We start from the raw sequence: 12,492 nt of genomic DNA, 5'->3' as shown, positions 1-12,492 counted from the left end.
GAATCCTCCAGGGCGCACCACCTTATAAAAGAAAGCCTCGTTTATACGAGGCTTTTTTTATGCCTGCTGCAAATTTGTTGCGATAATGTTAAATTTTGTTGTTGTTTAACTTGTTGTATTTAAAGTAATTCTTGATTGCTTCTTTGTTATTCCACCTTTCTCATATCATTTCTAAGAAAAGCCCCGTTTAAGTCACAGTTTAAATATCTATAAATGACGTATTTGACAGATTTATGTGATCTGATAGGCGAATAATTAACCTTATGTGTGCGTTATCCGTAACAGAACCTTAAACAAAATTGACAAACTTTTACCAATCGAGATAATCCATGGGTCGGGATCACTATTCGCTGAAATCCTGCACGTATGTCAGGATGACGAAGAAAGGAAGCAACATGACTAATATTGGAAGCCTGCTAGGAGATGCGGCGACTCTAATGATAACGGGGATGTCCGTTGTCTTTATTTTCCTAACTATTCTAGTTTACCTCGTTCGGTTGATGTCAAAACTGGTACCAGAAGAAGTACCAGAGCCGATCGCAGCACCTAAAAAAATCAAAAAATCACAATCAAACCCTTCAGCTGTTAGTCCACAGGTAGTGGCAGCAATTTCGGCCGCGGTTCATCAATACCGTGCGTCTACTGCTAAGTAGCATTTAAAGGATTAAAAAGGAGTTTATGAGCATGTCTAAACCACTAGCTATCACAGATGTGGTACTTCGTGACGCGCACCAGTCACTATTTGCTACTCGTATGCGTATCGAAGATATGCTGCCAATTGCGGCAGAACTGGATAAAGTCGGTTACTGGTCTTTAGAGACTTGGGGCGGCGCAACGTTTGATTCGTGTATTCGTTTTCTAGGAGAAGATCCGTGGGAGCGTTTGCGTGAGCTGAAAAAAGCGATGCCAAACACACCAATGCAGATGCTACTGCGTGGTCAAAATTTATTGGGTTACCGTCACTACGCGGATGATGTAGTAGAAAAATTTGTTGAACGTGCCCATAAGAACGGCATGGACGTATTCCGTATTTTTGATGCGATGAATGACGTACGTAACTTTGAAACAGCAGTGAAAGCAACGATTGATGTTGGTGGTCACGCTCAAGGTACGTTGTCTTACACAACCAGTCCGGTTCACAACTCAGATACTTGGGTTGATTTGGCTAAACGCCTAGAGGATCTAGGTTGTCATTCACTATGTATCAAAGATATGTCAGGTTTATTAAAGCCCTATGAAGCCGAAGAACTGATTACACGTATCAAATCATCGTGTGACGTTCCTCTAGCGTTGCATAGCCACGCGACAACAGGTCTATCGACAGCAACAGCGGTTAAAGCCGTTGAAGCGGGTATCGATATTCTAGACACCGCTATTTCTTCAATGAGCTGTACTTACGGTCACACGCCAACCGAAACGGTTGTTGCGATGTTAGAAGGTACAGAGCGTGATACCAATCTTAAGCTTGATCAGATCGAACCCATCGCGGCTTACTTCCGTGATGTACGTAAAAAGTACGCGAAATGGGAAGGTCAGCTAAAAGGTGTTGATTCACGTATCTTGATTGCTCAGGTTCCTGGCGGCATGTTAACCAACATGGAAGGCCAGCTTAAAGAACAGGGCGCAGCCGATCGTATGGACGAAGTGCTCGAAGAGATCCCTCGCGTACGTAAAGAGCTGGGTTACATTCCTTTGGTAACACCTACTTCTCAGATTGTTGGTACTCAAGCGGTTATCAACGTTCTAACGGGTGAGCGCTACAAGAGCATCACTAAAGAGACTGCTGGTCTACTGAAAGGTGAATACGGTCAAGCGCCTGCTGAGGTTGATGCTGAACTGCAAGCGAAAGTGTTAGATGGTGCAGAGCCAATTACGTGTCGTCCTGCTGATTTACTTAAGTCTGAAATGGATACGTTAACGACAGACCTTTTAGAGAAAGCGAAATCAGATGGCATTTCACTCGCTGAAGATACCGTTGATGATGTACTGACATACGCACTTTTCCCACAAGTCGGCCTTAAGTTCCTTAAGAACCGTCGTAACCCTGAAGCATTTGAACCTGCACCAACTGCAGAAACGGCAGCTCCTGTTGCGGCACCACAGCCTGTTTCAGGCAGCATTGAAAGCTACAGTGTGAAGGTTGATGGTCAAGTTTATGATGTTGAAGTCGGGCCACAAGGCGAACTGACATCAGTATCTCCATCAGCGAAACCAGCACAAGCGTCTCAAGCAGCACCAGCTGCGGCTTCTGATGCAGAAGCGGTTCCAGCTCCATTAGCAGGCAACATCTTCAAAGTTATCGTTCAGCCTGGTGCTGAAGTGGCTGAAGGCGATGTGCTACTGATCTTGGAAGCGATGAAAATGGAAACGGAAGTTCGTGCTGCTCGTGGTGGTATCGTTCAGGAATTGAATGTTAAAGAAGGCGATGCAGTTACTGTAGGCGCTCCACTACTAAGCTTAGCGTAAGGGAGTACCATGGAAGGATTGATGACCTTATGGTCTGAAACAGGGATTGCTAACTTTGAGTTCGGCCAGATTTGTATGATGCTGGTCGGTTGCTTATTGTTGTTTTTGGCAATTCGTAAAGGATTTGAACCGTTACTTTTATTACCGATTGGTTTTGGTGCTGTATTAGCAAATATTCCAAATGCTGGGTTTACTGATCCCGGTGGTTTGCTTTACTACGTTTACTACATTGGTATTGAAACGGGTATTTTCCCACTGCTGATCTTTATGGGTGTTGGTGCAATGACGGACTTCGGTGCGTTGATTGCTAACCCTAAAACGTTATGGCTAGGGGCTGCGGCTCAGTTTGGTATCTTCGCAACGCTATTTGGTGCGATCTTGCTGAACTATGTTCCAGGAATGGAATTCTCAATGGCCGATGCTTCGTCAATTGCGATCATTGGTGGTGCCGATGGCCCAACCGCGATCTTCTTGGCGAGTAAGTTATCTCCTGACTTATTAGGTGCCATTGCGGTTGCGGCTTATAGCTACATGGCTTTGGTTCCTATTATTCAGCCACCTATCATGAAAGCGCTAACGACGCCGGAAGAACGCAAGATTAAGATGGCGCAGTTACGTCACGTTGGTAAGGCCGAGAAGATCCTTTTCCCGCTTGCTGTATTACTAATGACGATTCTGTTCCTACCTTCAGCAACACCTCTAGTAGGTATGTTCTGCTTGGGTAACTTAATGCGTGAAGCGGGTGTGGTTGATCGCCTTTCAAAAACAGCTCAAAACGAACTGATTAACGTCGTAACTATTTTCCTTGGCCTAGGTGTTGGTTCTAAGCTTCAAGCGGACACGTTCTTGAACTTAGAGACGCTGGGTATTTTAGGTTTAGGTGCGGTGGCGTTCAGTATTGGTACGGCGGGTGGCGTGTTAATGGCGAAGTTGCTTAATCGCTTCTCTAAAGAAGACATCAACCCATTGATTGGCGCGGCCGGTGTATCAGCGGTTCCGATGGCGGCTCGTGTTGTAAACAAGGTTGGTCTTGAGGCAAACCCTCAAAACTTCTTGTTGATGCATGCGATGGGCCCGAACGTGGCAGGTGTACTTGGTAGTGCGGTTGCGGCGGGTATTCTATTAGCTCTAGTGGGCTAGTAGGTTCCTAGGTCACGTATCGTTACGTTAATTGGTCGTCAATTTACGAATGAGCGGTTAACTTAGCCTTATTAAATGGTTTATAGTCAAAGGGATGCTTTCGCATCCCTTTCTTTTTATCAATTAGGGTGCTTGCTCATTAGGGCTTTTATCAATCAAGGAAATGTGGAAATGGAAAATAAACAGATAGCGATTACTCAATTCGGCGGTGTCGAAAACCTCAGTATTCAAACCCGTGCTATTCCTGAGCCTAAGGCTGGAGAAGTCGTGGTCAAAGTTTCCTTTTCGGGCATTAATCCGATTGATGTTAAAACCCGTGCTGGTCTAGGTTGGGCTGCAGCACAGAACAAAGATAACCTGCCTTGGGTACCTGGTTATGACATTTCAGGGCAAATTGTCACGCTAGGCGAACAGGCAGAGCGTTTTACTGTTGGTGATAACGTTGCCGGCTTTATTGGTTTCCCACTGCAAGGTGGCGGTTACAGCCAATATGTGTGTGTCCCAGAAGCGGCATTAAGCATGGTTCCTGATTCGGTGACTTTAGAAGCGGCCGCAGCATTACCATTAGCTAGTCAAACAGCAGCCCAAGCGCTCAACAAAGCTGAAGTGAAAGAGGGCGATCGCGTACTTATCTTAGCGGGTGCTGGCGGTGTTGGTCATCTAGCGGTTCAAATCGCCGTGGCGGCGAAAGCCGAGGTTTATACAACTTGTAGCGAAGCGAATCTTGATTACTTAGCAACGCTAGGCGCTCATGCGATTAACTATAAATTTGCGCCAGCATCGGAAAGAGTCTCTGATGTTGATGTGCTGATTGATTTGGTCGGTGGCGATACCGCTCTCGATGCATTGAAGTGTCTAAAAGATGGCGCAAGAGTGGTGACAGTCCCAACTTTATCTGCAGAATTGATCTGCGAAAAAGCAACATTATTAGGCTTTACTGCATCAGGTATGCTGGTTGAGCCAAACCCAGAGCAAATGGACACTATGCTGTACATGGTCAGTGTCGGATTGCTCAAAACAGAAATTCAAGGTATCTACCAGTTAGACGAAGCGCAGTCAGCTCATCTACAGGTTGAAACCGGACACACCAGAGGCAAGGTGCTACTTAAAATGCAAGAAGGTTGATAGGCAGTGCTAGAGTTTTTTAATTCTCTGTTTGAAAACATAGCGCTGTGGTTCTCTGACTCGGCGCTGTGGGTACTCTTTATTAGTGGCTTTTTGAGTGCCACATTATTGCCCGGGGGATCAGAAGCGAGCCTTGTGGCAGCCTTGAGCTTAGATCAGTTCTCAACATCATCGATCATTCTTCTGGCGACACTCGGTAATACTTTGGGGGGCCTGACCAACTATTGGATTGGTTTATGGTTGCCTAATCGAACTCAATCTGAAAAGCATGGTCATAAGGCTATGGCTTGGCTGAGCCGTTATGGTTACTGGACATTGTTATTCAGTTGGTTACCCATCATTGGTGATCCTTTATGTCTGGCTGCGGGTTGGCTGAGAATGAAATTTATCCCTAGCGTTATTTTGATAGCGATTGGCAAAGCCGCTCGCTACAGCTTACTTGCTGCTATCTACTTCGGTTTTTTCTAAGGAGAACCTATGAAAAAGGTTTTACTTGGTACATTTTCTCTTATCGCCATTGCTGGCTGTTCTTACAATGTACCTAGCTCAACACCCTTCTTTTCCTCGTTACCGGAAGGCGTCACTCTGTTAGAAGAGGTTAAGCCTTCTAAAGATAAAGTCGTGATTCCTTATGCGAAGTATCAGCTTGAAAACGGCTTGACCGTTATTCTTTCTCCTGATGATTCTGATCCACTTGTTCATGTTGATGTGACCTATCATGTGGGTTCTGCTCGTGAACAGATTGGTAAATCAGGCTTTGCTCACTTCTTTGAACACATGATGTTCCAAGGCTCTGAGAACGTCGGTGATCAACAGCACTTCAAGATCATCACCGAAGCGGGTGGTTCGTTAAATGGCACCACCAACCGTGACCGAACTAATTACTTTGAAACCGTTCCTTCTAACCAACTCGAAAAAATGTTGTGGTTAGAATCGGACAGAATGGGTTTCTTGTTAGATGCAGTTTCTCAAAAGAAATTTGAGGTGCAAAGAGGCACGGTTAAGAATGAGCGAGCGCAAAGCTACGAAAACCGCCCTTATGGCTTGATGTGGGAGCGCATGGGTGAAGCACTGTATCCAGAAGGTCACCCTTACTCGTGGCAACCAATCGGTTATGTTGAAGACTTAGATCGTGTTGATGTGAATGATCTTAAGGCATTCTTCTTACGTTGGTATGGCCCAAACAATGCCGTGTTAACGATCGGTGGTGATATCGACGTTGATGACACGCTAGAGTGGGTTAACAAGTACTTTGGCCCTATCCCTCAAGGACCTGAAGTTAAGGCGGCAGAGAAGCAACCTGCAGTGCTGACTGAAGACAAGTACATCACCTTAAAAGATAATATTCGTCAGCCGATGGTGCTTGTTGGTTGGCCAACAACGTATCGTGGTGAAGAGACGCAGGCTTCATTGAATGCACTGTCCAATGTGTTAGGTTCTGGCACCAACAGCTACCTGTATCAAAACCTCGTAAAAACGCAAAAAGCGGTGAGCGCAGGATCTTTCCATGATTGTGCTGAGCTTGCATGTACCATGTATGTGTATGCGATGGGTAATTCAGGTGAAAAAGACGATTTGACGGTTCTGAACAAAGAGCTGATGGATACCTTAGATCAATTCTCGAAAGAGGGCGTTGAACAAGAGCGTTTAGACCAGATCACTGGTATGGCAGAAGCGGATGCAGTTTTTGCACTACAAAGTGTTAAAGGTAAGGTTTCACAGCTTGCGTCTAACCAAACCTTCTATGGTCAGCCGGATCGCATTGAATCGCAACTCGATCAAATTCGAGCGGTTACTCCAGAAAGCGTAAGCAAGGCATACCAAGATTTCATCGAAGGCAAGCACAAGGTTACGTTGAGTGTGGTTCCTAAGAAAAAACTCGACTTAGCGGTTCGTGAGGCTACCTTTACCACACCTGCACGTACCCTTCCTGAATATAGCAAGGTGACGGAAGACCAACTGGATTTCAGAAAGGCGCCAAACACATTTGATCGCAGCGTGATGCCAGAAGTGAACTTTGGTGTTGAAGCGACCATGCCTGAGTTGTACCGCATGCACTTTGCGAACGGCACTGACTTGATTGGTACCGTGACCAGTGAAACGCCGACAGTACAGCTTCAAATTCAACTGCCTGCAGGCGAACGCTATGTTCGTAAAGGGCAGGAAGGCTTAGCGAATCTAACGGCTTCGATGATGGAAGAAGGTTCGACGAAACGAACGGTTGAAGAGTTGCAGGCGACCTTAGATAAGCTAGGTAGCAGTGTCAGCATTAGCGCTGGAAGTTATACCACGGATATCTCGGTTTCAACGCTAGAGAAAAACCTGCCTCAAACCTTAGCGATCGTACAAGAGGTTCTGTTTGAGCCTAAGTTTGATGAGCAAGACTTTGAACGTGTTAAGAAGCAGATGCTTGAAGGTGTTGTCTATCAGCATCAACAACCAAGCTGGATGGCTTCTCAAGCAACTCGTGAAGTGCTATTTGGTGACAGTATTTTTGCTCGAGCAAGCGATGGCACCAAGGCGTCTCTATCGGATCTAACCTTAGATGATGTGAAAAAATTCTATGCACAACACTACACACCAGAAGGTGCCAATATTGTTGTTGTGGGAGACATCTCGAAGAAAGAGGTGGGGAAACAGCTACAATTCTTTGAACAGTGGCAAGGCGATGCGGCACCACTAACGCGTCCGCAGATCATCAAAGAGCTTTCAGGACAACATCTGTATTTAGTAGATAAACCAGGTGCGCCGCAAAGTATTGTTCGTTTGGTGCGTAAAGGTCTACCTTTTGATGCGACGGGTGAGTTGTATTTGAGCCAGTTGGCTAACTTTAACTTAGCCGGTAACTTCAATAGCCGCATTAACCAAAACTTACGTGAAGACAAGGCGTACACTTACGGTGCGAGCGGTTACTTCGCGAGTACGCGTGAAACTGGTGCGGTAGTATTTAGTGCTCAAGTGAGAGCCAATGCGACGGTTCCATCGATTCAAGAGTTTATCTCAGAGCTAAATGAATTTAGTCAAAGTGGATTAACTGACGAAGAGGTGAAATTTATGCGCCTTGCCGTCGGTCAACAAGATGCGCTTAAATACGAAACGCCAAGTCAAAAGGCTGGGTTGCTGAGTAATATTGTTGCGCTGAGCCTTGACGAAGATTACCTGCAACAACGTAATCAGATAGTTGAAACGGTCTCAAAAGAGACGTTAAACAAGCTATCTAAGAAATGGTTTGACCCGAATGATTATCAAATAATAGTTGTTGGCGACGCGGCTTCGCTTCGTCCTCAACTAGAAAAGTTAGATATTCCAATAGAAGAGCTTGAAATCATTCGTTAGAGTACACATTAAAGGGGGAGGGAAAAGACTCTATTTTTCTCCTCCGACCTAATTTATGATAGTTCTAATCAGAACGATATAAGATAAGTGAACTGAATTTTGACTGATTTTGCTGCGCGACTAAAGCAAGTTGCAACCAACCCTAAGACCTTCTCTCAATTTGGTCGTGGTGTTGAAAGGGAAACGTTACGCTACACGGAAGATGGGCATCTTGCGACTGGGCCGCACCCAAAGGCTTTGGGATCTGCGTTGATGAACGGATGGGTAACGACCGATTTTTCTGAGTCGCTACTGGAGTTTATTACGCCTGTTTCTAACGACGTTCCGACGCTTTTGAATCAGTTGTCTGATATCCACCATTTCACTCAAACCAAGTTAGATGGCGAAAAGATGTGGCCGCTTTCTATGCCTTGTTACGTAGGCAGTGAAGATTACATTCAGCTAGCGCAATACGGCACCTCTAACAACGGCAAAATGAAGACGCTATATCGTGAAGGCCTAAAGCGCCGTTACGGTAGCCTGATGCAGATTATTTCTGGTGTTCACTTCAACTTCTCTTTCCCAGAAAGTTTTTGGGATAGCCTGTTTGGAGAGCAAACAGAAGAAACGCGTTGTGAAGCTAAGTCAGATGCGTACTTTGGTTTGATTCGTAATTATTACCGTTTTGGTTGGTTAATCCCATATTTCTTCGGTGCTTCACCTGCACTATGTCCTTCTTTCATCAAAGGAAGAGAGACAAAGCTACCTTTTGAAAAGATTGGTGAAACGCTGTATCTACCAAAAGCAACGGCACTTCGCCTGAGTGATCTTGGCTACACCAATAGTGCTCAAAGCGTATTAAAGATTGGCTTCAACAGCCTAGACCAGTACCTTGAAGGTTTGAACCAAGCGATTCGCACGCCATCAGAAGAGTTTGCTGAGATAGGCACTAAGGTTGATGGTGAATACCGTCAATTGAATAGTAACGTTCTTCAAATCGAGAACGAGCTTTATGCACCAATTCGCCCTAAGCGCGTGGCGAAAAGTGGTGAAAAACCATCGGAAGCACTGGCTCGTGCTGGTGTTGAGTACATCGAGGTTCGTTCTTTGGACGTAAACCCATTCAGCTCAATTGGTATCAATGAGCAACAAGTTCGCTTCCTCGATCTATTCTTAACTTGGAGTGTTCTATCTGACTCTGCTGAGATGGATAACTGCGAACTTGAATGCTGGCGCGATAACTGGAACAAGGTGATCTTAGAAGGTCGTCAGGTTGGTTTAGAACTCAAGATTGGTTGTGATGGCGAGAGACTGTCTCTGCAAGATTGGGCTAAACGCGTATTCAAAGATCTTCGTGTTATCGCTGAGTTGATGGATGCTGAGCAAGGTGGCCGTGCATACCAAGAAACGTGCGATACGCTTGAAACTTGGATTGATAACCCAGAGCTGACCATTTCTGGCCAGTTGCTAGAAGAGACCAAAAAATTAGGTGGCTTGGGTAAAGTGGGCTGTGCGTTAGGAAAAACGTACGCTCAGCAACACAAAGCACACCAATATAAAGTTTACTCAGCTGAGTTGATGGAAGCGGAAGTTCAACGCTCTGTGATTGCTCAGCAACAAAGTGAAGAAGCAAGCACTCAAGATTTTGACAGCTTCTTAACGGATTATTTTTCGTATTTAAAAGCATAGCGAGACTTTGGTGGAAAGGAAGCAAGCCTTATTAGGCCAGCCTAAACGCGTAAGTGGAAAATGGTTGCCAGTAGTGACTGTTGGTATTGTCTCTAGCCTATTGGTTGGATGTGCAACGCCACCGCCAAAGCAGCAAGATAACTTGTGTAGCATCTTCAGAGAACACCCGTCGTGGTATGAAGATGCTCTCGATATGCAAGAAGAGTGGGGCACGCCGATCAACGTAGCGATGGCTTTTGTGAAACAAGAGAGTAGCTATCGTCATGATGCGCGCCCGCCTAAAGATTACATTCTTGGCTTTATTCCGTGGGGACGCGTGAGTAGTGCCTACGGTTATGCACAAGCTCAAGACCCTGCTTGGGAAGATTTCCAAAAGGCGACCAATAACGGTGGCTCAAGAACCAATTTTGATGATGCATTGATGTTCATCGGTTGGTACACCAGCGAGACGCGTCGTCAGCTTGGTATCTCACTATGGGACCCGTATAACCAATACCTGGCTTATCATGAAGGTCGTGGTGGTTATAAGCGTAAGTCATACAACAGCAAACCATCGTTGATTAAGGTGGCGCGCAAAGTCGAACAGCAAGCAAAAGATTATGGATGGCAGCTTAAACAGTGTCGTAAAGAACTAGAAGACAATAGAAGTTGGTTTTTCTAAAGCCAACCGTCACGGAGAAGAGCAATGCCTTTATTAGATAGTTTCACTGTTGATCACACGCGCATGAACGCACCTGCAGTTCGTGTAGCTAAAACAATGCAAACCCCAAAAGGGGATACCATCACTGTGTTTGACCTGCGTTTTACTGCGCCAAACAAAGACATTCTATCTGAGAAAGGTATCCATACTCTAGAGCACCTATACGCAGGATTTATGCGTAATCAATTGAACGGTTCAGATGTAGAGATCATCGATATTTCACCAATGGGCTGTCGTACTGGTTTCTACATGAGCCTAATTGGTACGCCTTCAGAGCAGCAAGTAGCAGACGGTTGGTTGGCTGCAATGCAAGATGTGCTGAAAGTTGAGAATCAAAATAAGATCCCTGAGCTGAACGAGTACCAATGTGGTACTGCGGCAATGCACTCTTTGGATGAAGCTAAAGATATCGCTAATGCGATCATCGCTGCCGGTATCTCTGTAAACAAAAATGATGAACTGGCATTGCCAGAGTCGATGCTGCAAGAGCTTAAGATCGACTAGTCATTGTTAGTTCACCTTGAATACGCTTCACTCTAGAGACAGAGCGAGTTAGATACTAAAAGGCCCGGTTCAATGAACCGGGCCTTTTTCGTCAACGTATTTTAGGACGAGACATATTTTAGGGCTTGGCAGTTGTCGCATGTGAGCTTGTGATTACTCACTTAGTTATCCCAGTCCAGCAAACCACTTTTATCCGTTAACGATCTGCGGGAACACGCGAACGAGCTTGATACGGTTCTCTTCGAGTTCAACAATTTCCATTGGATGACTCGCAACCTGAACACTCAGGTGACTTTCTGGAATGTCTTCAAGGTGTTCCAGTATTAAACCATTAAGTGTTCTTGGGCCGTTTGTAGGTAGTGTCCACTGCAAGCCTTTGTTTATGTCACGGATATTGGCGCTGCCTTCAATCAAGAAGCTGCCATCGCTTTGCGGTGTGATTTCTTCAGATAAGCTTGGTGCAATTGAGGTCGTAAACTCACCAACGATTTCTTCTAGAATATCTTCAAGGGTAACCAAGCCGTTGATATCGCCATACTCATCCACAATCAAACCGATGCGCTGTTTATTGCGCTGAAACTTAAGTAGTTGAATATTGAGTGGCGTCGCTTCAGGAATAAAGTAGATCTCATCCGCTGCACGCAGCAGTGTCTCTTTATTGAATTCGTTCTTTTCAAGCATCAAGCGGTAAGCTTCTCGTAACCTAAGCATGCCAACCACTTCATCTATCTGGTCACGATATAACACAATACGCCCATGAGGGGAGTGAGTTAATTGGCGAACGATAGATTTCCAGTCATCATTGATGTCGATGCCAGTAATTTCATTTCGAGGCACCATGATGTCGTTCACGGTCACGTGTTCTAAATCTAAAATAGACACCAACATATCTTGGTGGCGTTGAGGTATCAGGCTTCCCGCTTCATTTACCACGGTTCTCAGCTCTTCGGAGCTTAAGTGGTCGGTCGCATCGTGACGGGCTTTGACACCTAAGATACGAATAAAACCGTTGGTAATGAAGTTCACCAATATCACCAATGGTGACAGTACCTTCATCAGTATTATCAAAAGGATACTACTGGCGTAAGAGACACGCTCTGGAAACAGAGAAGCGATGGTTTTTGGGGTTACCTCGGCAAACACGAGGATCACGAGAGTCAGGACACCGGTCGCAATTGCGACGCCGATATCCCCGTAGATGCGCATACCAAGAATAGTCGCGATCGCAGACGCAAGAATGTTGACGAGATTGTTGCCGATGAGAATGAGGCCGATCAATCTGTCTGGGCGGTTCAGAAGTTTTTCTACACGTTTGGCACCTTTATGACCCGTATTGGCCAAGTGCTTTAAACGGTAGCGGTTCAAGGACATCATGCCCGTTTCGGAACCAGAGAAATAACCAGAAATTACAATGAGACACGCGAGTAGCGCAAATAAGATACCCGTTGATATGTCGTCCAAAACTATTCTTTTCCTATTTGTGTATCTTGATTAATTTATGACCGAACATGGTCGAGATGTCAATTGAATCTAACGGACTCAATATTTTAAAG

The 12,492-nt window shown here is 45.3% G+C and carries 10 protein-coding genes; 9 read left to right on the top strand and 1 reads right to left on the bottom strand.

Annotated features, from left to right (window positions below; translation table 11 throughout):
- Positions 1 to 395 precede the first annotated feature (395 nt).
- From AACT19_RS17265 to luxS, 9 genes are all read left to right on the top strand, one after another.
- Positions 396 to 653: an oxaloacetate decarboxylase subunit gamma gene (locus tag AACT19_RS17265; RefSeq protein WP_010435831.1), complete on the top strand. Its 258-nt coding sequence runs from the start codon at positions 396 to 398 to the stop codon at positions 651 to 653.
- Positions 654 to 684: 31 nt separating this feature from the next.
- Positions 685 to 2,466: a sodium-extruding oxaloacetate decarboxylase subunit alpha gene (gene oadA, locus AACT19_RS17260; RefSeq protein WP_076647696.1), complete on the top strand. Its 1,782-nt coding sequence runs from the start codon at positions 685 to 687 to the stop codon at positions 2,464 to 2,466.
- Positions 2,467 to 2,475: 9 nt separating this feature from the next.
- Complete coding sequence (locus AACT19_RS17255) at positions 2,476 to 3,606, top strand: sodium ion-translocating decarboxylase subunit beta (protein ID WP_004735495.1); 1,131 nt, start codon at positions 2,476 to 2,478, stop codon at positions 3,604 to 3,606.
- A 171-nt stretch (positions 3,607 to 3,777) separates the two neighbouring features.
- The gene (locus AACT19_RS17250; protein WP_004735496.1) at positions 3,778 to 4,731 is read left to right on the top strand and encodes an NADP-dependent oxidoreductase; all 954 of its coding nucleotides are present in this window, start codon (positions 3,778 to 3,780) and stop codon (positions 4,729 to 4,731) included.
- Between the two features lie 6 nt (positions 4,732 to 4,737).
- Positions 4,738 to 5,199 (top strand): YqaA family protein, encoded by a 462-nt coding sequence (locus tag AACT19_RS17245; RefSeq protein WP_004735497.1) that lies wholly within the window; start codon positions 4,738 to 4,740, stop codon positions 5,197 to 5,199.
- A 9-nt stretch (positions 5,200 to 5,208) separates the two neighbouring features.
- Complete coding sequence (locus AACT19_RS17240) at positions 5,209 to 8,067, top strand: M16 family metallopeptidase (RefSeq protein WP_076647693.1); 2,859 nt, start codon at positions 5,209 to 5,211, stop codon at positions 8,065 to 8,067.
- 99 nt (positions 8,068 to 8,166) lie between these two features.
- Entirely contained in the window at positions 8,167 to 9,735 is a 1,569-nt protein-coding gene (gshA, locus tag AACT19_RS17235) for a glutamate--cysteine ligase (protein ID WP_029406033.1), read from the top strand.
- A 10-nt stretch (positions 9,736 to 9,745) separates the two neighbouring features.
- Entirely contained in the window at positions 9,746 to 10,396 is a 651-nt protein-coding gene (locus AACT19_RS17230) for a transglycosylase SLT domain-containing protein (protein ID WP_029222727.1), read from the top strand.
- Between the two features lie 24 nt (positions 10,397 to 10,420).
- A complete protein-coding gene (gene luxS / locus AACT19_RS17225) occupies positions 10,421 to 10,939 on the top strand; it encodes an S-ribosylhomocysteine lyase (protein ID WP_017079953.1) in 519 nt (172 codons plus the stop codon).
- A gap of 189 nt (positions 10,940 to 11,128) precedes the next feature.
- Here luxS and AACT19_RS17220 read toward each other — a convergent pair whose 3' ends face one another.
- On the bottom strand, positions 11,129 to 12,400 hold the full coding sequence (locus AACT19_RS17220) for an HlyC/CorC family transporter (protein WP_054541869.1): 1,272 nt from the start codon (positions 12,398 to 12,400) through the stop codon (positions 11,129 to 11,131).
- Between the last annotated feature and the right edge of the window lie 92 nt (positions 12,401 to 12,492).

The sequence above is a fragment of the Vibrio sp. 10N.222.47.A9 genome, from assembly GCF_963872585.1.
Taxonomy (GTDB): domain Bacteria; phylum Pseudomonadota; class Gammaproteobacteria; order Enterobacterales; family Vibrionaceae; genus Vibrio; species Vibrio splendidus.
This window is presented reverse-complemented; position numbering and strand designations above follow the sequence as displayed.